The organism is Streptomyces sp. NPDC090798 (assembly GCF_044768965.1).
Classification (GTDB): domain Bacteria; phylum Actinomycetota; class Actinomycetes; order Streptomycetales; family Streptomycetaceae; genus Streptomyces.
On sequence record NZ_JBIVXA010000005.1, the window covers coordinates 469,243 to 492,392 of the forward strand.

Genomic DNA, 23,150 nt, shown 5'->3' on the forward strand with positions numbered 1-23,150 from the left:
CTGCGAGGAGGGCGCTCCCGCGCCGCGCTCCTCGCGGCGGGCGCGTGCGCCTTTCCCTCGCCAGTCCTTCTCGACGCTCAAGGACCGAACCGTGCGTATCGATGCTCATCACCACCTGTGGGATCTGTCAGTTCGCGATCAGCCGTGGACCAGCGACGTGCCCGCGCTGCGCCGGACCTTCACCGCCGCCGAACTGAGGCCGGCGCTCGAGCGGAACGCGATCGACGCCACCGTCGTCGTACAGACCCTCGCCGTGCCGGGGGAGACACCGGAACTGCTGGCCCTGACGTGTACGGACCCGCAGGTGCGGGCGGTCGTGGGCTGGACCGACCTGACCGAACCCGGCATCGCCGACCGCCTCGCGGAGCTGCGGGAGCAACCCGGAGGATCCGCGCTCGTCGGTATCCGGCACGGCATCCAGGACGAGACCGACCCGCAGTGGCCGGCGCGCCCCGAGGTCCGCCGCGGCATCACCTCGGTCGCGGCAGCGGGCCTCGTCTACGACCTTCTCGTCCGCCCCGACCAACTGCCCTCAGCGGTGCGGGCCGTGCGCGAGTTGCCCGACGTCCGGTTCGTGCTGGATCACGCCGGCAATCCTGTCGTGAGTCCGGACGGCCTCGTCTCCTGGACCGCGTTGCTGACCGATCTGGCCGAGTGCCCGAATGTGACGGTGAAGCTGTCCGGCCTGGTCACCCGGACCGGCGGGGCCCCGGCTGCGGCTCTGCGCCCCTACGCGGACGTACTGTTCGCGACGATGGGACCGGACCGCCTCATGTACGGTTCGGACTGGCCGGTCTGCCTGCTCGCCGCCGAGTACGACGAGGTCGTGGCCGTCGCGGAATCACTCACCGAGGAGCTCAGCGCCGACGAACGGGAAGCGGTCTTCGGGACAACGGCCGCGCGCTGGTACGGAATCCCCTCGTGAAGGGCCGCCCACTCGGTCGTACGAGCGTCCGTGTCAGCACGCTGGGATTCGGTGCCGCCCCCCTCGGCAATCTCTACAGCCCGATCGACGACCGCCAGGCACAGGCCACCCTCGAGGCCGCCTGGGACATGGGGGTGCGCTACTACGACACCGCCCCGCACTACGGCCTCGGACTGTCCGAACGGCGGCTCGGCGATGCCCTCGCTCACCGTCCACGGACGGAGTTCACCATCTCCACCAAGGTCGGCAGACTGCTGGAACCCCATCCGGCACCCACCGGATCCGACCTGACGGCAGGCGGCTTCGCCGTACCCGACACGCTGGTCCGCCGCCCCGACTACTCACGGGACGGCGTACTGCGAAGTCTGGAAGGCAGCCTGAATCGCCTGCGACTGGACCATGTGGACATCGTCTACGTCCATGATCCCGACGATCACCTGGACGCCGCCCTCGACCATGCCCTGCCCACGTTGACGGCTCTGCGCGACCAAGGTGTCATCGGTGCCGTCGGTGTCGGCATGAACACGGTCGCCCCGCTGCTGCGCGTCGTCGCAGGGGCGGATGTCGACGCCGTGATGGTGGCCGGGCGGTGGACCCTTCTCGACCGCACCGCTCGCCCCTTGCTGGACGCGTGCGCCGAACGTGGGGTCGCGGTGGTGGCCGCCGCCCCGTTCAACTCCGGTCTGCTCAGCCGTCCTCACCCCGCGAGTGACGCCACCTTCGACTACGGCCCCGCCTCGGAATCGGCACTGCGTCGTGCTCGGCTCCTTGCCGGGGTGTCCGGTCGACACGGCATCGCACTTCCCCACGCCGCCCTGCGGTTTCCGCTGCGCGACCCCTGCGTGGCCTGCGTGGTCGCAGGTTTCCGTACCCCTGAGGAGGTCATGTCCGCTGCCCGCTGGACCGCCACCGATCTGACCGAGGAAGCATGGCTGGACCTCGACACGGCAGCCACACGGGCGGCAGAAGACCCGCCCTCGTGAGAGCGGCTGACGCACACCCCCTCTCTCCGTCGGGGCCGAGACAGGCTGGCTCCCACGCGAACTGGAACGCCAGTATCCCCGGGGTCCGGGACAAGTCGTTCGACACGCTCGAAGACGCCAAGGAGTGGCTGCCCAGGCCAGCACCGATGGCGAACGCGTCCGCCTCCAACATCTTCGAGACCGCCATCGACGACAAGCGCTTGGCGCCACGTACACCTCGGTCATCCGCGAAGCGCGGGGCCATCGACGCCTTGCTCGGCCAACCCGCCGCGGTCGCCATGGCGGCGCCTCTCGCACCGACTACTCAGAGCCAGTCCTTCCGCTTGAAGATGACGTACAAACTGGTGCAGACAACCGCCATCAGGATGATCGCGAAGGGGTATCCGAGCACCCAGTGCAACTCCGGCATGCGGTCGAAGTTCATGCCGTAGATCGTGCCGACGAGGGTCGGGGCGAACAGGATGGCCGCCCAGGACGAGATCTTCTTGATCTCCTCGTTCTGTTCGAAGCCCGCCTCCGCCAACGCGCGCATCTCGGCGTTCTGCTGCTGGGTGACGAGGGTGGCGTTGACGGTGAGGATGTCGGTGAGGGCCTGGCGGAAGCCGTCGACGCGTTCGCTGGTGTGGGTGACGTGGTCGGCGACGTCGCGGAGGTAGCGCTGGAGTTCCTCTTCGGTGCCGTACTTGGCGAAACCCGCCATCAGGCCGTGCAGCATGCCGACCAGCGGGCGGGTGGCACGCTGGAACTCGACCATTTCGCGGGAGAGTTCGTAGATGCGGCGGGACACCTCGGGGTCGCCGCGGAAGACCTCGGTCTCGATCTCGTCGATGTCGTTCTGGACGCCGGAGACGACGGGGACGTAGCCGTCGACCACGGAGTCGAGGATCGCGTAGAGGACGGCCTCGGGGCCGAGTTTCAGCAACTCCGGGGAGTCCTCCATACGGCGGCGCACCGCGGACAGGTCCGGGGCCGCGCCGTGCCGGACGGTGATCACGAAGTCGGGGCCCACGAAGACGTGCAGCTCGCCGAAGTAGACCTCCTCGGCCGCGTCCAGATAGCGGGCCGCGCTCAGGACGACGAAGAGTGTGTCTCCGTAGCGCTCGAGTTTCGGACGCTGGTGTGCCTCCATCGCGTCCTCGACGGCGAGCGGATGCAGGTCGAACTCGGCCGCCAGGGAGAGGAGTTCGGCCTCCGTGGGGCGGGCCAGGCCGATCCACGCCATACCGGACGGCTGGTCGCGCAGCTCTCGGAAGGTGTCGGCGAGGGAGGCGGGGGTCGAGACCCGTACGCCGTCGCGGTACAGGGCCGCCTGTACGACGCTGTCGGCGGCGGCGGGTTCCGGCTCCGGCGGGTCGGCGCGCGGCGCGGGGGGTGTCGCGCCGGTCGCGGCCGGTGGGTTCAGGGCGCGTCGCCAGACGGGCTTTTTGCCGTTCTTGGCGGTCGGACGGGGGCGTCGCTCGGACATTGCGGCTGCCTCCCATGTCGCAGGTACGTCGCTGTGATCACGGAGAAGGATATACGGGTCAAATGTCACGGGCGGGTAGGGGGCGTACTGTCCGGGCGGACGTTCCCGTGGAGAGCCCCACGGCTTGCGGACAGAAGGTGTCCGCAAGCCCCGTTAGCGTGCACGGCATGACGACGAAGACCAGCGGCGTGGACGGGAACGGGAACGGGAAAGACGGGAACGGGAACGGGAACGGGAACGGGAAAGACGGAAGCGGGAGCGGGAAGTCGGCCGGTGGCGGGAACAGGGCGCGCGGCGTCGGCGCCCACCCCGCACCCGTGCTCGACCCCCGCGCCCTCAACCGCGCGACCCTCGCCCGCCAGCTCCTCCTGCGCCGGTCCGCCGGTCGTGGTGCCACGGACGCCGTCCGGCACCTCGTGGGTCTTCAGGCGCAGAACGTGAAGCCGCCGTACTACGCCCTCGCCGCCCGACTGGAAGGGTTCCGGCCCGAGGAGCTGTCGACGGCCATGGAAGGCCGTGCCGTCGTCCGCATCGTGACCCTGCGCTCCACCATCCACACCCACACCGCCGACGACGCCCTCACCCTGCGACCGCTCGTGCAGGGGGCCCGCGACCGGGAGCTGAACAACTTCCGCAAGGGGCTCACGGGTGTCGACCTGGACCGGCTCTCCGTGATCGCCCGGGAGCTGGTGGAGGCCGAGCCGCGCACGATGAAACAGTTGCGCGAGGAACTGCTCGTGCACTGGCCGGACGCCGACCCCTTCGCGCTCTCGGTCGCCGCCCGCTGCCGGCTGCCGCTCGTCCAAATCACCCCGCGCGGTCTGTGGGGCCGCAGCGGCCAGGTCGCGCTGACCACCGCCGAACACTGGCTGGGCCGTCCCGCCGAGCCGTCCCCGGGCCCCGACGCGGCCGTCCTGCGCTACCTCGCCGCGTTCGGGCCCGCTTCCGTCAAGGACATGCAGACCTGGGCGGGGCTGACCCGGCTGCGCGAGGCCTTCGAACGCCTCCGCCCGCGGTTGCTGACCTTCCGTGACGAGAACGGCGTCGAACTCTTCGACCTCCCCGACGCGCCCCGCCCCGACGCCGACACCCCGGCCCCGCCCCGTTTCCTGCCCGAGTTCGACAACCTGCTCCTCTCGCACTCCGACCGCTCCCGGGTGGTGCCCGCCCGTCTCAAAGGGCGCACCTGGGCGGCCAATCAGGCGTACCGCACGCTGCTCGTCGACGGATTCCTGGGGGGCCTGTGGCGACAGGAGGGGGACGTGCTCACCATCGAACCCTTCGGCCGGCTCACGAAGGTCCAGCGGGAGGAGGTGGTGGCGGAGGCCGAGGGGTTGCTCCGGACGCTGTCCGGCACATCGGCGTCGTACGACATCCGCTTCGGGACCGTGGCCGCGTAAGCCACGTACATCACCCGAGCCACGTACATCACCCGAGCCACGTACATCACTTGATGTCATGTACGTCACCCGAGCCGCGCACGTCACTGGAGTCACGTAGCGCCCGTACGTCCGTACGCCCGAACGGGTGCTCAGTCCGCGCGACCCGTCACCGCCACCGTCACCCCGAGCCCGATCAGGGTGCAGCCACCGGCGCCCCCGATCAGCGACAGCCGACGGTCCGAGCCGGCGAACCAGGAGCGGGCCGCGGACGCCGTCAGCCCCCACAGGGTGTCGGTGACCAGACCGATGGAGATCGGGATAAGACCGAGCACCAGCATCTGTCCGGGCACCCGCCCCGCCGAGTGGTCCACGAACTGCGGCAGCACGGCCGCGAAGAAGACCAGCCCCTTGGGGTTGGTGAGGCCGACGAGGGCGCCGTCCAGGACGGTCCGCAGATCGCCGCGCGCCGCGGCCGCGGGCTCCTGCCGAAACGCCGAGGCCTTCATCTCCTTGCGGTGCCGGAACGCCCGCACCCCCAGTAGAACCAGATACGCGGCACCCGCCAGCTTCACCACCAGGAAGACGGTCAGCGAGCGCTCGACCAGTGAGCCGATCCCGAAGGCGACCGCGGCCACCAGCAGATACGAGCCGACGACATTGCCCAGCGCCGTCATCACCGCCGTGCGCCGGCCGTGCGCGAGCGCCCGCCCGATCACGAACAGCACACTCGGCCCGGGAATCACGATCACCAGCAGCGACATCGCCGAGAAGGCCAGGAACCGGTCCGTGGACACCATGTCCATCACCCCCAACGGCCGCCATTCAAACAGGGGCCCTACAGTCCCGGACATGGAACTGCGGCAACTCGCCTACTTCGTCACGGTCGCCGAGGAACTGCACTTCGGGCGGGCGGCGGAGCGTCTGCACATCGTGCAGTCGGCCGTCAGCCAGCAGATACGGCGGCTGGAACGGGAACTGGGCGCCGAGCTGTTCGACCGTTCACCCCGGCACGTACGGCTGACGGGGGCGGGGGAGCGGCTGCTGCCCGAGGCGCGGGCGGTGCTCGCCGCCGTGGACCGCGCCCGCGCTGCGGTCGCCGGGGCCGAGGTGCTGCGCCTCGGCACCAGTACCGGACTCGGCGCTCACCTGGACCGGGTGCTCGCGGGCTTCGCCGAGCGGCAGCCCGCGGTCCAGGTCGAGCTGGTCTCGCTTCCCGCGCAGGAGCGGCTCGCGCGGGTCGTGGACGGTCGCCTCGACGCCGCGTTCGTACGGGGCGCGGAGCCCCTGCCGGGCGTACGCGTGTTGCCGCTGTGGCCCGATCCGCTGGTGGCCGCGCTGCCCGCCGGGCACCCCTTGGCCGCCCGCGACGAGATCGACCTCGCCGAACTGGCCGCACTCCCGTTGAGCATCACCGCGCGCCGGACCAACCCCACCCTGGTCGACCTGGTCGTCGGGGCCTGTCACGACGCCGGCTTCGAACCACTGCCGGGACCGGTGAGCGGCTCCCTGCAGGACACCCTCGCCAGCATCGGTACCCGGCCGCTGTGGACGGTCGTCTACGCCTCGCACGCCCGCGTCCTGCACAGCCCCCGGGTCGCCTTCGTACCCTTCCGGGCACCAGGACTCGCGCTCACCACGGGACTCGCCGTGCAGGGCGCGACGCCGACGCCCCACCTGGGCGCCCTGCGTGCGGCCTGCGGCGATCACGAGAACTGATCGCTGCGGTCGCGGTCCGCCTCTTGGTCGACGAGCGCCCGCGCGATGAACTGAACCCGTAGCCGGAAGGCGGCCGGAGCCGCCCCAGGAGAGGGAGTTCAGCCATGCCCATCGTCACCATCCAGCAGGGTCCTCGCGACGTCGAGCTCAAGCGGGACCTCGTCAAGCGCGTCACCGACGCCTTCGTCGACGCGTACAGGATCCCCGCCGAGAGCGTGCACGTCTGGATCCACGAGGTGCCGGCGGACAGTTGGGGTACCGCGGGGAAGCTGACCGCCGACAAGTAGGGGGAAAGACGGGGGAGAAATGGATAGGGGGCGTTGCGGGCCGCTCGTGGAGGCTCGCAACGCCCCCTGGCTTTCACCTGAGGGGTGCTCAGGAGTTCGGGGGTGACTACGAGTTGATCTGCGTCTTCACCAGGTTCGAGAAGGTCGTCAGGCGGGTGTAGACGCCCGGGTAGCCGGCCTCGGCGCAGCCGTTGCCCCAGGAGGTGATGCCGGCCAGGACGCCGCCGATGAGCAGCGGGCCGCCGCTGTCGCCCTGGCAGGTGTCGACGCCGCCGGAGGTGTATCCGGCGCAGACCATGTCGGAGGCCACGAAGTCGGAGCCGTAGGAGCCGGCGCAGCTGGAGTTGGACACGATCGGGACGGTCGCGGTGCGCAGCTGGTTGGAGGAGCTGCCGCTCTCCGAGGTGGTGCCCCAGCCGATGATGCGGGCGGTGGCGCCGGTGGCGTAGACGCCGGTGTCCGTGGAGGCCACGTACGACGCCGTGGTGTACGACATCGACGTCGACAGGGTCAGTACGGCCACGTCGTCGCCGTTGGTGGCGTCGGTGTAGTCGGGGTTGATCCAGATCTTGCTGACCTTGCTGACGGTGCCGTTCGTGCCGTTGAGGTACGTTCTGCCGCCGATGACGCGGACGCTGCTCGTGGTCTCGCCGACCATGCAGTGGGCGGCGGTGACGACCTTGTTGGCCGCGACCAGGGTGCCACCGCAGAACTGGTTCTGCGAGGCGTCCGTGATCTGCATCATGAACGGGTACGCGGTGGTGGTCGTCGTCGTGCCGCCGACGATCGGCTGGGGGGCGGCGACGGCGCCGGGTGCGCCGAGGAGAGCGGTCGCGGCGGCGGCAGCGGTCGCCGTACAGAGGACGGCGGTCTTCTTGGCGCGGTTGAGCCCGAACATGGATCTCCTCAGAAGTTGCCGGTGGGGGGACGCGCGGGTGTGGGGGGTGTCGCACGGCGACTGTGGGCTGACGCCGTGTGCCCGAGCGAGCGGCACGACGCTCACGCTAGAAGGCGGAACGTTCCGCATCCAAGAGGGGAACCCCCTAGGCGAGTTGCGGGAGGGAAAACCCTTGCTCGAGAGGGACGGGGTTTAGCCGCCGGACCTTCGCCTGCGCGCCGGTGGGGGTTGCCCGCGACCCCCACCGGCCAGGGGGCGGCGGGGGCGAGGAGAATTCACCCGCTCCGGCGCCCCGCAGCCAGCCGAACGATGTCCACCCGCGACCGGATCCCCAGCTTTCGGTACACCCGCGTCAGCGTCGCCTCGACGGTCTTCACGCTGATGAACAGCCGCGCGGCTATCTCCCGGTTGGTGGCGCCCTCCATGACCAGCGCCGCGACCTGACGCTCCGTCGCGGCGAGGCTGTCGAGCGCGGCGGGAGCGAGCGGCGTCGTGGCCGGGACCGCCGCCGGACCGGCCGCAGTCGCGGACTCCACCTGTCGCAGCCACGGCAGCGCCCGGCAGCGGCGGAACAGCCGCGTCGCCTCGTCGTACGAGGTCGGCCCCGGCCGGTGGGTGCGCAGCCCGGCGAGGGCGTACGCCGCCCGGGCTTCCTCCAGGCCGTAGCCCAGTTTGCCCAGCCGGTCCTGAGCGGCCGTCAGCTGACGTACCGCGGGCCCCTGTTCACCGCGCGCGGCCCGCACCAGCGCCTCCGCCCGGTCGAGCACGGCGAGCACGCTCTCCCGCCCGAGCCGCAGCGCCCGCGCCCGCGTGGCGTCGATGACGTCCTGCGCCTCGACCGGCTCACCGATCCGCACCAGCGCCTCGGCGAGGTCGCCGTGCCAGCGTCCCCGGGCCGGGTCCGTGACCCCGAGCCGCTCCTCCAGCTCCCGTACCCGCCGCAGGGACTGCACCACCGCGAGTGAGTCCCCGGCCACCAGCTGGGCGTGCCCGAGGGCTCCCAGGGCGCGCGAGAGGTAGACCAGGTCGCCGTCCTCCTCGGCGCGGTCCACGGCCTCCCGGGCCAGCGCCAGCGCCCGGTCGACGTCGCCGCCCGCGGCCTCGGCGAGCGAGGTGAACATGGCGGTGGCCGCCTCACCGATCCCCGTGTCGCGGGCCAGTCGCAGGCTCTCCCGGGCCAGGTCGAGCGCCCGCCCGCAGTGCCCGGAGCGCAGCTCGGTCTCGGCGAGCCCGCGCAGGAAGTGCACCTCGCTCTCGACCATCCCGCGCCGCCGCACCTCGCGCAGCAGGGCGGTGATCGTGGTACGGGCCTCGGCGAGCTGGTCGCCCATGATCAGCCAGCGGAAGCGGGCGGCGCCGGCGCCGTTGTGGTCGCACGCCACCCGGGGGTCCTGCGGTTCGCGCATCGCCCGCTGGATGGTGGCGGGTGCGCCCGGATGGCCCATCAGGGTCTCCATCTGGGCCTGGAAGCCGAGCGCGAGAAGTTCGGTGGGCCGGTCCCCGGCGCGGGCGGCGAGCTGGGCGGCGATCGCGGCCTCCTCGCGGCCCTTGGCCATCTCGCCCTCCACCAGCAGGGCCCGCCAGGCGAGTTGGTAGCGCACGAGCGCGAGCAGCCGGGGGTCATCGCCCGCATCGGCGAGGGCCTGCGGGAAGACCGCGTCGACCTCGGCCATGGCCTGCCCCGCCGCGTCGATGACGACCATCCAGGCGCGGACGCGCTCCGCCGGCGCGGTGACCCGGCGGAGCGCGTCGCGGGCGATGTCCCGCGCGAGGTCCGACTCCCCGGCGGTCAGCGCGTCCTCGGCGGCCTGCAACCGCCTCTCGTCCGGGCCGGGAACGGTCTCCGGGGGAGTGTGCCGGGCCGCGAGCAGCCCGAGCCCGGCCGCGACCGAGGGCGCGCCCCGGTCCCTGGCCGCGGCCGCCGCCTCCCCGAGCCGGGCGGCGACCTGCGGATCGGTACCGGTGGTGGCCAGGGCGAGGTGCCGGGCCCGTTCGATGGGGTCGGAGGCGGCCGTGGAGAGCGCGGCATGGGCGGCACGGCGTTCCTGGGCGCTCGCCTCCGCGTACAGGGCGGCCGAGATCATCGGATGCGCGAACCGGATGGCCGGTGTCTCGCGCTCGGTCGCCAGCAGCCCGAGCGAGGCGGCGTGCGCGGTCTCGGCCTCGGCGTTCTGGCGCCCGGCGGCGTGCAGCAGCGCCAGCGTGGGGCGGGCGCCCGCACTCGCGACGAGCAGGGTGTGGCGGGCCTCGGCCGAGAGCATCTCCAGACGGCTGAGGACGAGCGCGCGCAACGAGGTCGGCACGGGCAGCGGTTCGCCGGGACTCGGCCGGGCAGGATTCTCGGCGAGCGCGCGGCCGAGTTCCAGCGCGAAGAGCGGGTTGCCGCCGCTGGTGCGGTGGATGTCGCGGACGGTCGTGCGGGGCAGCCCGGTGTAGCCGCGGTGGCCGAGGAGTTCGGCGACCTGCGCGCGGGAGAGCGGGTTGAGCCGCACGGCGAGGGTGTCCGGCGGGGACGCGCGTAGATGGCGGTCGTGCTGTTGGTCCCGTGGCTCGGTGTCGGTGCGCACCGCGGACAGCATCCGTACGGGCATCTCGCCGAGCCTGCGGGCGGCGAAGCCGAGCAGTTCGGCGCTGGCCGGATCCAGCCACTGGAGGTCGTCGGCGACGATCAGGACCGGGCCCTGGGCGGCCAGGGCGCGGAACACGGAGAGGACCGCGAGGCGCAGGGCGAGGCCGTCCCGTTGCAGGGTCGATTCTCCGCGGCCGGTGAGGGCCGATTCGAGGGCGGTGCGCTGCGGGGCGGGCAGCCGGTCGGAGACCTGGTCCACCACCAGACCGAGGAGGTCGGCCAGGGCGAGGAAGGGCAGATGGGATTCGGACTCGGTCGCCGAGCAGCGCAACACGGTGTGTGCCGATTCGGCGCATTCCGCGGCCAGCGCACGCAGGACGGTGGACTTTCCTATTCCCGCGGGGCCGTGCACCAGCACGCTGCCTCCGTCGGAGAGCTGCTCGCGCGCGCCCGCGAAGAGCTCCTCCCGGCCGATGACCAGGTCGGGGCGGGGTCTCGCAGGCTCCTTGAAGTCCCCTCGCACGGTCACCGCTCCCCTCGCATGTCGTGTCCGAGCCAATATTAGGCAACGACTCTTTGAATTTCGGAGTCTCAGGGTGGTGAGGGAAATAACAGGAGTGTTGGCATAACGCATTTCAGAGCGCCGCCGTCTGAATGAAGAACGCCAGGAGGACGCCGCGGAGCGGCTGGTGACGGGGGCCGCGGAGCGGGCATAAGGGGTGGTTGGGTGGGAAACCTTCGCGGAGCGACGGAGCAAAGGCCGCGGAGCGGCCAAGGCCGAGGCGGTCGGAGAGCTAGGGCAGAAATCCGGCTCGCCGCGCGGCGACCACCGCCTCCAGCCGAGTGTGCGCACCAAGCTTGCGCATGGCCGAGCGCAGATACCCCTTGACCGTCTCCGGTCGCAGCCCCAACCGCTCGGCGGCACCCCCGTTGGTGGCTCCCGCCGCGACGCAGGCGAGGACGTCCACCTCGCGCGGAGCGAGGGCGGTGTGAGGCGTCCGGGCGTCGGACGCCGCCGCACCGGCCAGCCGCCCGCACACGTCGAGCAGTTCGGCCCGCAGCGCCGGGTCGACGATGCGCGGCGCCAGTGCCCGCAGCGCCCCGTGCGCCTCGCGGACCTCTTCCCACGAGGGGCTTCCGACCGCCGGTTCGGGCTCCCTGGCGACGGTCAGCAGCCCCTGCGCCTCGTCCCGTACGACCAGCGCCTGCTCCACGTCCCGGGCCGCCGCCACCGCCGCGCCGAACGTGCGGTCACCCAGGGGCTGGGCCGTGCGCAGGGCGCCGTACAACACCCCGCGCACCCGGCGGCGTACGACGACGGGTACGGCGATCACGGAACACAGGCCCTCCGTGGCGACCGCCACGTCGTACTCGTGGCTGATCCGCCGGGAGGCGGAGTAGTCCGTCACCGCACAGGGCCGGGCCAGCGCGACCGCCTTGCCGCCCAGGCCGTTGCCCGAGGACACGGCGAGGGCGCTGAGCGCGGGCGTCGCCGTACCGCTGAGTTCGCTGATACGTACCTGGGCGCGACCGGGTTCGACGAGGCCGCCGAAGGCGACCGGCAGTCCCGTGGCGCGCCGCAGTCGTACCAGCGCACCACGCATCTCCACCGCCTCGGCCGTGTCTGCTGCCACGTGTTCGCCCCTTCGTCGCGGCGTACCCCCGTTCGGGGGTGGTGAGACCTCCATCACGGAATACACGATGGTAAGCGGCTGTGCGGCAACGAGGAGGACACATGACGGTGACGAACGGTGCGACGGACGAGTTCCGCGCCGCGCGGGACTTCCTGCTGAAGCACCGTGCGGACTACGCCACCGCGTACGAGGGCTTCGACTGGCCCCGCCCGGAGTCCTTCAACTGGGCGCTCGACTGGTTCGACGTCATCGCACGGGGCAACGACCGCACCGCCCTGCACATCGTCGAGGAGGACGGCGAGCGCGCCGAGTTCTCCTTCGCCGCCCTCTCCGAGCGTTCGAACCGGGTGGCCAACTGGCTGCGCGCGCGGGGTGTACGCGCCGAGGACCGCGTCCTGGTCATGCTCGGCAACCAGGTCGAGCTGTGGGAGACGGCACTCGCCGCGATGAAGCTGCGCGCCGTCGTCATCCCCGCGACCACCCTGCTGGGCCCCGCCGACCTGCGCGACCGGGTCGAGCGCGGCCGCGTCCGGCATGTGATCGCGCGCGCCGAGGAGGCGGAGAAGTTCGACGAAGTGCCCGGCCGCCAGACCCGGATCACGGTCGGTGGAGCACGGCCCGGCTGGCAGTCGTACGAGGAGGCGTACACCGCCGACCCGGGCTTCGAGCCCGAGGGGGTCACCCACTCGGACGACCCCCTGATGCTCTACTTCACCTCCGGCACCACCGCCCACCCCAAGCTCGTCGAGCACACCCACGCCTCCTACCCGATCGGTCATCTGGCGACGATGTACTGGATCGGGCTCAAGCCCGGCGACGTGCATCTGAACATCTCCTCGCCCGGCTGGGCCAAGCACGCCTGGTCCAACCTGTTCGCGCCCTGGAACGCGGAGGCGACCGTCTTCATCCACAACTACACGCGCTTCGACGCGGGCCGGCTGATGGCGGAGATGGACCGGGCGGGCGTCACCACCTTCTGCGCCCCGCCCACGGTGTGGCGGATGCTCATCCAGGCCGACCTGACGCAGCTGCGCACCCCGCCGCGTGAGGCCGTCGCCGCCGGCGAGCCGCTGAACCCGGAGGTCATCGAGCAGGTACGGCGCGCCTGGGGCGTCACCATCCGGGACGGCTTCGGGCAGACCGAGACGGCCGTCCAGGTCTCCAACAGCCCCGGACAGCAGCTCAAGACGGGCTCCATGGGACGGCCAAGTCCCGGCTTCCGCGTCGAACTCCTCGACCCGGTCTCGGGTGCGCCCGGGGCGGTGGAGGGGGAGATCGCGCTCGATCTGTCGGCGCGGCCGGTGGGCGTGATGACCGGCTACCACGGCGCCGCCGACCGCACGGCGGAGGCGATGGCGGGCGGCTACTACCGCACCGGTGACATCGGCGCCCGGGACGAGGACGGATACATCACCTACGTCGGCCGCGCCGACGACGTGTTCAAGGCCTCCGACTACAAGATCTCGCCCTTCGAGCTGGAGAGCGCCCTGCTGGAGCACGCGGCGGTGGCGGAGGCGGCCGTCGTCCCGGCCCCCGACGAGCTGCGGCTCGCCGTCCCGAAGGCGTACGTCGTGCTCGCGGCGGGCCACGAACCCGGCCCCGACCTGGCGAAGGTGCTCTTCGAACACTCGCGGACGGTGCTCGCGCCGTACAAGCGCATCCGCCGTCTGGAGTTCGGCACACTCCCCAAGACCATCTCCGGCAAGATCCGCCGGATCGAGCTGCGCGAGGCCACGGCCGCGGGCTCGGACGCCGAGTACCGCGAGGAGGACTTCCGGTGAACGCACTCTCCTACGCGCACGGGACGAGCGCGACGACCCTGCTCGGCGACACCATCGGGGCCAACCTGGACCGGGCGGTCGCGGCCTGGCCGGACCGGGAGGCGCTCGTCGACGTGCCGTCCGGGCGGCGCTGGACGTACGCCCAGTTCTCCGCGGACGTCGACGAGTTGGCGTACGCGCTGCTGGCCACCGGCGTCGCCAAGGGCGACCGGGTGGGCATCTGGGCGGTCAACTGCCCGGAGTGGGTGCTCGTCCAGTACGCCACCGCCCGCGTCGGCGCGGTCATGGTGAACATCAACCCGGCCTACCGCACCCACGAGGTCGAGTACGTCCTCCGGCAGGCAGGCATCTCGCTGCTCTTCGCCTCCCTCAGCCACAAGACCAGCGACTACCGGGCGATGGTCGAGCAAGTGCGCGGCAGATGCCCGCAGTTGCGGGAGGCCGTCTACATCGGCGACCCGAGCTGGGACGCCCTGATCGGACGCGGGACCCCCGATCTCCACGAGGAGTTCCGGATCCGCAAGAGCGAGTTGTCCTGCGACGACCCCATCAACATCCAGTACACCTCGGGCACCACGGGCTTCCCCAAGGGGGCGACCCTCTCCCACCACAACATCCTCAACAACGGCTATTTCGTGGGCGATTCGATCGCCTACAGCGAGCAGGACCGGATCTGCATCCCCGTCCCCTTCTACCACTGCTTCGGCATGGTCATGGGCAACCTCGCGGCGACCTCGCACGGCGCCTGCATGGTCATCCCCGCGCCCTCCTTCGATCCGGCGGCGACGCTCCGCGCGGTCCAGGACGAGCGCTGCACGTCGCTGTACGGCGTACCGACCATGTTCATCGCGGAGTTGAACCTCCCCGGCTTCGCGACCTACGACCTGTCCTCGCTGCGCACCGGCATCATGGCGGGCTCGCCCTGCCCGGTCGAGGTGATGAAGCGGGTGGTCGCCGAGATGCACATGGCGGAGGTCTCCATCTGCTACGGCATGACCGAGACCTCGCCCGTGTCCCTCCAGACCCGCAGGGACGACGACCTGGAGCACCGCACCGGCACCGTCGGCCGGGTGCTCCCGCACCTGGAGGTGAAGGTCGTCGACCCGGCGGAGGGGGTGACGCAGCCCCGCGGCACCGCCGGAGAGCTGTGCACCCGCGGCTACAGCGTGATGCTCGGCTACTGGAACGAGCCCGAGAAGACCGCCGAGGCCGTCGACGCGGGGCGCTGGATGCACACGGGCGACCTCGCCGTGATGCGTGAGGACGGGTACGTCGAGATCGTCGGCCGCATCAAGGACATGATCATCCGCGGCGGCGAGAACATCTACCCGCGCGAGATCGAGGAGTTCCTCTACGCCCATCCGAAGATCGCCGATGTCCAGGTGGTCGGAGTGCCCCACGAGCGCTACGGCGAGGAGGTGCTCGCCTGCGTCATCCCGCTCGACCCGGCCGACCCCTTGACGCTGGAGGAACTGCGCGCCTTCTGCGAGGACCGGTTGGCCCACTACAAGATCCCCAGCCGCCTGCAGGTCCTGGAGTCCTTCCCGATGACGGTGTCGGGGAAGGTCCGCAAGATCGAACTGCGGCAGACGTACGCCGAGTAGGACGCTTCCCCCTGCCGGGGTTCAGGCCCGCCTATCGGGATTCAGGCCCCGGTGGCGAGGAGTTCGTCGGCGTGGGTGTTCACCGGCTGGGGGGTGCCCGTGAGGTCGAGGACGAAGAGGGGGATCCCGAGGGTGTCGGCGCGGCGGCGGGCGTCGTCCGCGTACCCGGCCAGGGAGAAGTAGACGGATCCCGTGGACTCCGACATGGCCGTCAGCCACAGGCACTCCACGTCGCGCAGTGTGGCCGGGCGGACGGTGGGGTCCACCTGCGCCAGGATGCCGCGGGCGGCGAGTCCGATGCCCGAGGGCGGGCGCTGGTCCGCCCTGCGGATGTCTCGGTAGCCGAGCCACCGCAGATACAACGCGGCCGCCGTCACGGCGTCCCGGGCGGTGCGGATGGTCACCGGCTGGAACACCGGGCGCGGTGTCGGGGTGGTGCGGGGCAGCGGGACGTGGTCGGGGATGAGGGGGCTTCCCGGCGTGGCGGGGGAGGGTGACGACCCTGCGGTACTGAGGGGTGGCGACCCGGCGGTAGTGAGGGGTGGCGACCCGGCGGTACTGGACGGCGGTGGCTCGGGGGTGTGTGGTGCCGCCTCCGGTTCCGGTTCCGTCTCCAGGTCCGCGGGGGCACCGATGCCCGGCATGACCTCCGCGCGCAGGGGGCGCCGTACCCCTCGTACCGGAATCCGCAGCATGGCTCCGCAGGGGCAGCCCAGTTCCGGATGGGGCCACTGGTCCGCGCGCCCGCAGGTGTCGCAGGGGACCGTGACCCAGTCCTCGTCCCAAGTGCGGTGGGTGACCGGCGCGGGATCGGCGAGGCGGTCGAGCGGGGGCGTGACGGGGGCGCCGCACACGCACGGGTACGACGGCGCGGCAAAGAGATGCTCGCGACGGCAGGCCGGACACCGCACCGGCACGCTCTCGGCCATGGCCCACTCCAGGACGTCACGTCGGGACAGCGTGTCCATCGTCCTCCAGGCAAGGGGTCCACGGCAGCGAAACGCTCCGACAACCCGGCCCCCTTCCCTCCGGTGGATCCAGCCCGGTGCGCGCCCTTGACGCTCTTCGGTACGCCACCTACATTACTTCCAGATAGTAGAAGTTAACTTCCGCAATGTGGAATTGCTGCACTGTGGAATCACCAGGAATCACCAGCTCTCCGCGGGGCGCGACGGGAGCGCGAATCCGACAGCCGAAGCAGGAGTACTCCATGGCTCGTATGACCGCTGCCCGCGCGGCAGTAGAGATCCTCAAGCGCGAGGGCGTCAGCGACGCGTTCGGGGTCCCGGGCGCGGCGATCAACCCCTTCTACGCGGCCCTCAAGGCCTCCGGGGGGATCAGCCACACCCTCGCCCGCCATGTCGAGGGCGCCTCGCACATGGCGGAGGGCTACACCCGCACCCACCCGGGCAACATCGGTGTCTGCATCGGTACGTCGGGGCCCGCCGGCACCGACATGATCACCGGCCTCTACTCCGCCATCGGGGACTCGATCCCGATCCTGTGCATCACGGGCCAGGCGCCGACCGCCGTGCTCCACAAAGAGGACTTCCAGGCCGTCGACATCGCCTCGATCGCGAAGCCGGTGACCAAGATGGCGGTCACCGTGCTGGAGGCGGCCCAGGTCCCCGGCGTCTTCCAGCAGGCCTTCCACCTCATGCGCTCCGGCCGTCCGGGCCCGGTCCTCATCGACCTGCCCGTCGACGTCCAGCTCACCGAGATCGAGTTCGACCCGGAGACGTACGAGCCGCTCCAGGCGTACAAGCCCGCCGCCACCCGCGCCCAGATCGAGAAGGCGATCGGGCTGCTGAACGAGTCCGAGCGGCCGCTGATCGTCGCCGGCGGCGGTGTCATCAACGCCGACGCCAGCGAACTCCTCGTGGAATTCGCCGATTTGACGGGCGTCCCGGTCGTCCCCACCCTGATGGGCTGGGGCGTCCTGCCCGACGACCACGAGCTGAACGCCGGCATGGTGGGCCTGCAGACCTCGCACCGCTACGGCAACGCGACCTTCCTGGAGTCCGACTTCGTCCTCGGTATCGGCAACCGCTGGGCCAACCGCCACACCGGCAAGCTGGACGTCTACACGGCGGGCCGCACCTTCGTGCACGTCGACATCGAGCCCACCCAGATCGGCAAGATCTTCGCCCCGGACTACGGCATCGCCTCCGACGCGAAGGCCGCGCTCGCGCTGTTCGTCCAGGTGGCGAAGGAACTCAGGGCCGAGGGCCGGCTGCCGGACCGCTCCGCGTGGGCCGCCTCCGCCCAGGAGCGCAGGGCGACCCTCCAGCGCCGTACGCACTTCGACGACATCCCGATCAAGCCGCAGCGCGTCTACGAGGAGATGAACAAGGCCTTCGGCCCGGAGACCCGGTACGTCTCCACCATCGGCCTCTCGCAGATCGCCGGCGCCCAGATGCTGCACGTCTACCGGCCCCGGCACTGGATCAACTGCGGCCAGGCGGGACCGCTCGGCTGGACGATCCCGGCCGCGCTGGGCGTCGCCAAGGCCGACCCGGAGGCCTCCGTCGTCGCCCTCTCCGGCGACTACGACTTCCAGTTCATGATCGAGGAACTGGCCGTCGGCGCCCAGCACCGGATCCCGTACGTCCATGTCCTGGTCAACAACTCCTACCTGGGCCTGATCCGCCAGGCGCAGCGGGCCTTCGACATCGACTTCCAGGTGAAGCTGGAGTTCGAGAACATCAACTCGCCCGAGCTCGGCGTCTACGGTGTCGACCACGTCAAGGTCGTCGAGGGACTCGGCTGCAAGGCGATCCGCGTCACCGACCCGGCTGAGCTGGGCGCCGCCTTCGAGCAGGCCAAGAAGCTCGCCGCCGAGTACCGGGTGCCGGTCGTCGTCGAGGCGATCCTGGAGCGCGTCACCAACATCTCGATGTCCACGACGAACGACATCGGAAACGTCGTGGAGTTCGAGGAGATCGCGACCGAGCCGGGCCACGCGCCCACGTCCATCAGGACGCTGAAGGTCTGACGTACGCGTCCCGCACGTACCAGGGGCGGGGGGGCCGGTGGGGGGTGCGGCCCCCGGGGTGGGGCCGGGGGGGTTGGCCCCGCGACCCCCGATAGACCGGAGCCCCCGCCGGGGGGCCCCCCCCCCCCCACACCAAGCGCCCCCTCTTGCTCTCCCCCCCCGCCCCCCCCCGCCCCGGGCCGCCCACCCCTATGGGCCCCCCCGCCCCTGGTGTTGCTCCCTGTGCTGTACCCCCGTACCCCCGTTTTCCCCGTTCCCCCGTCGCGAGGCCCGCCGCCCCCGTGCCGGCGGGCCCCGTGTGCCGAGAATGTGCCCATCACCGGGGTGAGTTGAAGCCCCTGGGGCCGTGTTCAGAGCTTGATTTGAGGGTTGCGTAGCCGGCGTACGTCCACTGGAGTACGTGTTCGAGGCGTGTGCTCAGTCCTCCGGGAGCTCGAGCTCCTCGAATCCCGGCCAGTGGTCGGGGCCGCCGCCCTGCCAGTCGATGATGTCGGTCTTGTCGACCTCGATCTCGTCCAGGTCGACCTCGGCCCGCCGCAGGATCTCGATGACGTCGTCGAGGTGATAGGCGACACCGAGCGTCTCGTCCCCCATGGTGACCCGTCGCGAGCCGTCCAGTGCCGGGGCGTGCACGACGATGCTGGGATAGTCCATGCATTCAGGCTGCTGTGCTCCGGCCGACTCCGCACCCCGGGAGCACGCTCGGGAGTACGCGGAGACGCCGGATACGGAGTCCGTACCCGGCGCCTCGCTCGGTGTGTGACGGGGACCGCGGCGGCCGCGACGGAACCGGGACCGGCCTTCCCTCAGGTCGAGAAGGGGGTCCCGGGACCTTCACCACCGCACTGGCTCGCATCCGCCGCGGTCCTCGTCGTGCCCGCGTGCCACCGGCGACCACCCCTCATCCGGGTCGCTCGGGTCCTCGCGGGCCGCGCGTCACCGGGCCGACCTCCCGTCTGGCCCGGTGACGCGGTCAGGGGGTCAGTCCTCGCGCAGGGCGTGGACCGCTTCCGCCACGCGCCGGCCGTACTCCGGGTCGGCGGCGTGGAAGTGGGCGAGGTTCTTCTCGACGACGTCGTCGCGGGAGACCTGTGCGAGGCCGCCGGCGATGTTCGCGATCAGCCGGGACCGCTCCTCGGCCGACATCAGGCGGTAGAGCTCGCCCGCCTGGAAGAAGTCGTCGTCCTTGGGGTGGAGGGGAGCCTCGTGGGCGCCGGTCCAGCCGGCGACGGCCAGCGGGGCCGACAGCGGGCGGCCGGTCTCGGCCGGGCCGCCGTAGGAGTTCGGCTCGTAGTTCTTGGCGGTGCGGCCCTGCGCGTTGGATGCCATGAAGCCGTCGCGGCCGTAGTTGTCCGCGGCCGTGGCCTTCGGCGCGTTCACCGCGAGCTGGGTGTGGTTGACGCCGAGGCGGTAGCGGTGGGCGTCCGCGTAGGCGAACAGCCGGCCCTGCAGCATCTTGTCGGGGGAGGGGCCGACGCCCGGAACGAAGTTGTTCGGGGAGAACGCGGCCTGCTCGACCTCGGCGAAGACGTTGTCGGGATTGCGGTCCAGGACCAGCCGGCCCACGCGCTGGAGCGGGAAGTCCTTGTGCGGCCACACCTTGGTGAGGTCGAAGGGGTTGAAGCGGTAGTCCGCCGCCTCGGCCGCGGGCATGATCTGGACGTAGAGGGTCCAGGAGGGGCGCACGCCCCGCTCGATCGCCTGGAGCAGGTCCGTCTGGTGGGAGTTGGGGTCCCTGCCCGCGATCTCCTGCGCCTGCTCGGTGGAGAGGCTGCGGACGCCCTGGTTCGTCTTGAAGTGGTACTTGACGAAGAAGGCCTCGCCCTCGGCGTTCGTCCACTGGTAGGTGTGCGAGCCGTAGCCGTTCATGTGCCGGTACGAGGCGGGGATGCCGCGGTCGCCCATCAGCCAGGTCACCTGGTGCGTGGCCTCGGGTGCGTGCGCCCAGAAGTCCCAGACGTTGTCCGGCTCCTGCTTGCCCGTGAACGGGTCGCGCTTCTGGGAGTGGATGAAGTCGGGGAACTTGAGCGGGTCCTTGATGAAGAAGACCGGGGTGTTGTTCCCGACGAGGTCGTAATTCCCCTCCTCCGTGTAGAACTTGACCGCGAAGCCACGCGGGTCGCGGACCGCGTCCGCGCCGCCCAGGTTGTCGGCCACGGTGGAGAAGCGCAGGAAGACCTCGGTGCGCTTGCCGACCGTGTTCAGGAAGTCGGCGTGGGTGAAGCCGGTGACGTCGTCCGTGACCTCGAAGTGGCCGTACGCGCCGGAGCCGCGGGCGTGCACGACGCGCTCCGGGATGCGCTCGCGGTTGAACCGGGCGAGCTTCTCCAGGAGGTGCTGGTCCTGAAGGAGGAGAGGGCCGCCTGCGCCGGCGGTGGCTGAGTTCTGGTTGTCGGCGACGGGAGCGCCGGACTCGGTCGTAAGCACGCGCTTCGACATCGTGGACCTTCCATGCGAGGGGCAGCGGAAAGCGACTTCCGCTTTGTGGAGCCTAGGTTTGGGGCGTTCCGAACGTCAACAGTTTGTTGAAGTGGGTTCCGGGTGGCGTCACCGCTTGGGCGCGACAGGACAGGTGTCAGCGACGACACCACCCGGAAGTCTCAAAACCGCCCCGGAGTTCCCGGGGCCGCGCCCGACGTATCGGGGCCGCGCACGGCACGGCAGGCCGCGCTCGCTGTACGAGGCCGCGCCCGAGGTACCAGGGTCGCGCCTCGTGTATCGGGAAGGAGTCCTACGTATCGGGCTCCGTCCGCGGTGCCAGGGCCGCGCCCGGTGCGTCGAGGCTGTGCCTGACGCCGTCAGGCTGCGCTCGGTGTGAGGGCCGCGCCGGCGTGCCGGAGCGGCGCCCGTCGTGTCGGGCCGCCTCCGAGGCTCCAGGGCTGCGACTGGCGTATTGGGGCTGCGTCCGGCGTGTCGGGCTGCGCCCGAGCTGCCGGTGCCGCGGTCGACGTCTCAGAGCTGGGCGCCCGAGAGGCGCTCCACGGATCGCAGGAGGGCCGAGTGGTCGAGGCCGCCATCGCCCTGGGCGCGCAGGGAGGCGACGAGCTGGGCGACCACGGAGCCCACCGGCAGCGCGGCGCCGACCGTGCGGGCGGCGTCCGTGACGATGCCCATGTCCTTGTGGTGCAGGTCGATGCGGAAGCCCGGCTTGAAGTCGCGGTTCAGGAAGTTGTCCTTCTTCCGCGCCAGTACGGTGGAGCCGGCGAGACCGCCGCCCAGGACGTCGAGCGCGGCCTTCAGGTCCACGCCGGACTTCTCCAGGAAGACCACGGCCTCGGCGCACGCCTGGATGTTCACGGCGACGATCAGCTGGTTCGCGGCCTTCACGGTCTGGCCGGAGCCGTGCGGCCCGCAGAGCACGATGGTCTTGCCGAGCGCCTCGAAGATCGGCTCGGCCTCGTCGAAGTCGGCCTGCTCGCCGCCGACCATGATCGACAGTACGGCCTCGATCGCCCCGGCCTCACCGCCGGACACGGGAGCGTCCAGAACCCGGACCCCCTTCGCGGCGGCCGCCTTCGCGAGGTCCACGGAGGTCTGCGGGGTGATCGACGACATGTCGATCAGCAGCGCGCCGGACCTCACGTTCTCCAGGATGCCCTCGGGGCCGTACGCGATGGCCTCGACGTGCGGGGAGGCGGGCACCATCGTGATCACCACGTCGGCGTCCCGCACGGCCTCGGCGATCGAACCGGCGGCCGTACCGCCCGCGGCGGCGAGGCGCTCCAGCTTGTCCTGCTCCAGCGTGAACCCGGTGACGTCGTACCCGGCCTTGACCAGGTTCTCCGACATGGGGGAGCCCATGATGCCGAGGCCGATCCACGCGATCGACGGGCGGGTCGGGTGGGAGGAATCTGCAAGGGTGCTGCTCATCAGGGTGCCTCTCTGACTGCTGTGATACGTCGATGAGTTGCCGCTCAGCGGGCGGCTCGGGCCTCGGCCGGCAGCCAGTCGAAGGCCGCCGCGCTCGGACGGTCGCCCGGCTTGTACTCCAGGCCGACCCAGCCCTCGTAACCGGCCTTGCGCAGGCGGCCGAGCAGGTCCTCCAGGGGCAGGGTCCCGGTGCCCGGGGCACCGCGGCCGGGGTTGTCGGCGATCTGCACGTGGCCGGTCTTCGCGGCGTACCGCTCGATCGCCGACGGCAGGTCCTCGCCGTTCATGGACAAGTGGTACAGGTCCATGAGGAACCTGGCGTTGCCGAGGCCGGTCGCCTCGTTGACCCTGTCGACGACGGCGACTCCCGCCGGGGCGCTCACCAGGGGATAGAGCGGTGACTCGGGCTGGTTGAGGGTCTCGATCAGAAGGATCGCGCCGATCCGGTCGGCGGCCCGTGCCGCGAGCGCCAGGTTCTCCAGCGCGAGCGCGTCCTGCTCGGCCGCCTCCACGCCCTCGACACGGTTGCCGTACAGCGCGTTGAGGGCCTTGCAGCCCAGCGACCGTGCGAAGTCGGCCGCCACGTCGATGTTGGCGCGGAACCTCTCCGACTCCGCGCCGGGGATCGACAGTGCGCCCCGGTCGGGACCGGGCAGCTGTCCGGCGTAGAAGTTCAGCCCCGTGAGCTGGACGCCCGCGTCCTCGATCGCCTTCTTCAGGGCGTCGAGTTCGGACCGCTCGGGGGTGGGGGAGTCGACCCAGGGCCACCACAGCTCGACCGCGGTGAAGCCCGCCGCGGCGGCGGCCGCGGGGCGCTCCAGGAGCGGGAGTTCCGTGAAGAGGATCGACAGGTTGACGTTGAAGCGCTGCTCGGTGGCTGTGCCCCATTCGGAACCCGGCATGTGGCTCGGCGCTCCCTTCCGTGTCGAGACGTTCGGCGGCGAGAGTCGAGACGTCATTGAATTCCGTATTGCGGAAGTTGATTTCTGCTTAATGGAAGACTGCCGTCGGGTGTCGAGGCTTGTCAAGAGGGGGCTGCCG

At 71.1% G+C, this 23,150-nt stretch carries 18 protein-coding genes; 8 read left to right on the top strand and 10 right to left on the bottom strand.

Going from position 1 to position 23,150, the window contains the following annotated elements; translation table 11 throughout:
* Positions 1-91: 91 nt before the first annotated feature.
* The gene (locus ACIQTP_RS14555) at positions 92-925 is read left to right on the top strand and encodes an amidohydrolase family protein (RefSeq protein ID WP_403399775.1); all 834 of its coding nucleotides are present in this window, start codon (positions 92-94) and stop codon (positions 923-925) included.
* Positions 922-1,908 (top strand): aldo/keto reductase, encoded by a 987-nt coding sequence (locus tag ACIQTP_RS14560; RefSeq protein ID WP_403399777.1) that lies wholly within the window; start codon positions 922-924, stop codon positions 1,906-1,908. The genes ACIQTP_RS14555 and ACIQTP_RS14560 overlap by 4 nt, the downstream gene beginning before the upstream one ends.
* A gap of 304 nt (positions 1,909-2,212) precedes the next feature.
* Here ACIQTP_RS14560 and ACIQTP_RS14565 read toward each other — a convergent pair whose 3' ends face one another.
* Positions 2,213-3,373: a CorA family divalent cation transporter gene (locus tag ACIQTP_RS14565; RefSeq protein ID WP_403399779.1), complete on the bottom strand. Its 1,161-nt coding sequence runs from the start codon at positions 3,371-3,373 to the stop codon at positions 2,213-2,215.
* Positions 3,374-3,540: 167 nt separating this feature from the next.
* Here ACIQTP_RS14565 and ACIQTP_RS14570 point away from each other — a divergent pair, with 167 nt between their 5' ends.
* Positions 3,541-4,773, top strand: coding sequence for a winged helix DNA-binding domain-containing protein (locus ACIQTP_RS14570; RefSeq protein ID WP_403399782.1), 1,233 nt, complete (start codon positions 3,541-3,543; stop codon positions 4,771-4,773).
* Between the two features lie 131 nt (positions 4,774-4,904).
* On the opposite strand, the gene ACIQTP_RS14575 is transcribed toward ACIQTP_RS14570, so the two are convergent.
* Positions 4,905-5,552, bottom strand: a complete 648-nt coding sequence (locus ACIQTP_RS14575) for a LysE family translocator (protein ID WP_403399785.1) — start codon at positions 5,550-5,552, stop codon at positions 4,905-4,907.
* 52 nt (positions 5,553-5,604) lie between these two features.
* On the opposite strand from ACIQTP_RS14575, the gene ACIQTP_RS14580 reads away from it, so the two are divergent.
* Positions 5,605-6,471, top strand: a complete 867-nt coding sequence (locus ACIQTP_RS14580) for a LysR substrate-binding domain-containing protein (RefSeq protein ID WP_403399787.1) — start codon at positions 5,605-5,607, stop codon at positions 6,469-6,471.
* Between the two features lie 104 nt (positions 6,472-6,575).
* The gene (gene dmpI, locus ACIQTP_RS14585; protein WP_402037933.1) at positions 6,576-6,758 is read left to right on the top strand and encodes a 4-oxalocrotonate tautomerase DmpI; all 183 of its coding nucleotides are present in this window, start codon (positions 6,576-6,578) and stop codon (positions 6,756-6,758) included.
* Between the two features lie 106 nt (positions 6,759-6,864).
* On the opposite strand, the gene ACIQTP_RS14590 is transcribed toward dmpI, so the two are convergent.
* The 3 genes from ACIQTP_RS14590 to ACIQTP_RS14600 all read right to left on the bottom strand — a co-directional run bounded on the left by ACIQTP_RS14590 (position 6,865) and on the right by ACIQTP_RS14600 (position 11,859).
* Entirely contained in the window at positions 6,865-7,656 is a 792-nt protein-coding gene (locus ACIQTP_RS14590; protein ID WP_403399789.1) for a S1 family peptidase, read from the bottom strand.
* A 275-nt stretch (positions 7,657-7,931) separates the two neighbouring features.
* Positions 7,932-10,754, bottom strand: coding sequence for an AAA family ATPase (locus ACIQTP_RS14595; RefSeq protein ID WP_403399791.1), 2,823 nt, complete (start codon positions 10,752-10,754; stop codon positions 7,932-7,934).
* Between the two features lie 265 nt (positions 10,755-11,019).
* Positions 11,020-11,859, bottom strand: a complete 840-nt coding sequence (locus ACIQTP_RS14600; protein WP_403399794.1) for a response regulator transcription factor — start codon at positions 11,857-11,859, stop codon at positions 11,020-11,022.
* A gap of 101 nt (positions 11,860-11,960) precedes the next feature.
* Here ACIQTP_RS14600 and ACIQTP_RS14605 point away from each other — a divergent pair, with 101 nt between their 5' ends.
* Complete coding sequence (locus ACIQTP_RS14605) at positions 11,961-13,640, top strand: AMP-binding protein (RefSeq protein WP_403399796.1); 1,680 nt, start codon at positions 11,961-11,963, stop codon at positions 13,638-13,640.
* On the top strand, positions 13,637-15,244 hold the full coding sequence (locus ACIQTP_RS14610; protein ID WP_403399799.1) for an AMP-binding protein: 1,608 nt from the start codon (positions 13,637-13,639) through the stop codon (positions 15,242-15,244). Before ACIQTP_RS14605 ends, ACIQTP_RS14610 begins: the two co-directional genes overlap by 4 nt.
* Positions 15,245-15,285: 41 nt before the next feature.
* Here ACIQTP_RS14610 and ACIQTP_RS14615 read toward each other — a convergent pair whose 3' ends face one another.
* Positions 15,286-16,173, bottom strand: coding sequence for a hypothetical protein (locus tag ACIQTP_RS14615; RefSeq protein ID WP_403399851.1), 888 nt, complete (start codon positions 16,171-16,173; stop codon positions 15,286-15,288).
* 281 nt (positions 16,174-16,454) lie between these two features.
* On the opposite strand from ACIQTP_RS14615, the gene gcl reads away from it, so the two are divergent.
* The gene (gene gcl / locus ACIQTP_RS14620) at positions 16,455-18,239 is read left to right on the top strand and encodes a glyoxylate carboligase (RefSeq protein ID WP_403399801.1); all 1,785 of its coding nucleotides are present in this window, start codon (positions 16,455-16,457) and stop codon (positions 18,237-18,239) included.
* Between the two features lie 417 nt (positions 18,240-18,656).
* Here the strand turns inward: gcl and ACIQTP_RS14625 are convergent, their stop codons facing one another.
* The 4 genes from ACIQTP_RS14625 to ACIQTP_RS14640 form a co-directional block, all read right to left on the bottom strand.
* Complete coding sequence (locus ACIQTP_RS14625) at positions 18,657-18,893, bottom strand: hypothetical protein (RefSeq protein WP_403399803.1); 237 nt, start codon at positions 18,891-18,893, stop codon at positions 18,657-18,659.
* A gap of 327 nt (positions 18,894-19,220) precedes the next feature.
* Complete coding sequence (locus tag ACIQTP_RS14630) at positions 19,221-20,678, bottom strand: catalase (protein WP_403399805.1); 1,458 nt, start codon at positions 20,676-20,678, stop codon at positions 19,221-19,223.
* Between the two features lie 513 nt (positions 20,679-21,191).
* Positions 21,192-22,109 (bottom strand): 2-hydroxy-3-oxopropionate reductase, encoded by a 918-nt coding sequence (locus ACIQTP_RS14635; protein WP_403399808.1) that lies wholly within the window; start codon positions 22,107-22,109, stop codon positions 21,192-21,194.
* Positions 22,110-22,153: 44 nt separating this feature from the next.
* On the bottom strand, positions 22,154-23,011 hold the full coding sequence (locus ACIQTP_RS14640) for a TIM barrel protein (protein WP_403399810.1): 858 nt from the start codon (positions 23,009-23,011) through the stop codon (positions 22,154-22,156).
* Positions 23,012-23,150 lie beyond the last annotated feature (139 nt).

Excerpts from the sequence above, each read along its gene's own strand:
- ACIQTP_RS14565 (WP_403399779.1), bottom strand. The coding sequence starts at position 3,373 with ATGTCCGAGCGACGCCCCCGTCCGACCGCCAAGAACGGCAAAAAGCCC.
- ACIQTP_RS14570 (WP_403399782.1), top strand. The coding sequence starts at position 3,541 with ATGACGACGAAGACCAGCGGCGTGGACGGGAACGGGAACGGGAAAGAC.
- ACIQTP_RS14575 (WP_403399785.1), bottom strand. The coding sequence starts at position 5,552 with ATGGTGTCCACGGACCGGTTCCTGGCCTTCTCGGCGATGTCGCTGCTG.
- ACIQTP_RS14580 (WP_403399787.1), top strand. The coding sequence starts at position 5,605 with ATGGAACTGCGGCAACTCGCCTACTTCGTCACGGTCGCCGAGGAACTG.
- dmpI (WP_402037933.1), top strand. The coding sequence starts at position 6,576 with ATGCCCATCGTCACCATCCAGCAGGGTCCTCGCGACGTCGAGCTCAAG.
- ACIQTP_RS14590 (WP_403399789.1), bottom strand. The coding sequence starts at position 7,656 with ATGTTCGGGCTCAACCGCGCCAAGAAGACCGCCGTCCTCTGTACGGCG.
- ACIQTP_RS14605 (WP_403399796.1), top strand. The coding sequence starts at position 11,961 with ATGACGGTGACGAACGGTGCGACGGACGAGTTCCGCGCCGCGCGGGAC.
- ACIQTP_RS14615 (WP_403399851.1), bottom strand. The coding sequence starts at position 16,173 with ATGGCCGAGAGCGTGCCGGTGCGGTGTCCGGCCTGCCGTCGCGAGCAT.
- gcl (WP_403399801.1), top strand. The coding sequence starts at position 16,455 with ATGGCTCGTATGACCGCTGCCCGCGCGGCAGTAGAGATCCTCAAGCGC.
- ACIQTP_RS14625 (WP_403399803.1), bottom strand. The coding sequence starts at position 18,893 with ATGGACTATCCCAGCATCGTCGTGCACGCCCCGGCACTGGACGGCTCG.
- ACIQTP_RS14630 (WP_403399805.1), bottom strand. The coding sequence starts at position 20,678 with ATGTCGAAGCGCGTGCTTACGACCGAGTCCGGCGCTCCCGTCGCCGAC.
- ACIQTP_RS14635 (WP_403399808.1), bottom strand. The coding sequence starts at position 22,109 with ATGAGCAGCACCCTTGCAGATTCCTCCCACCCGACCCGCCCGTCGATC.
- ACIQTP_RS14640 (WP_403399810.1), bottom strand. The coding sequence starts at position 23,011 with ATGCCGGGTTCCGAATGGGGCACAGCCACCGAGCAGCGCTTCAACGTC.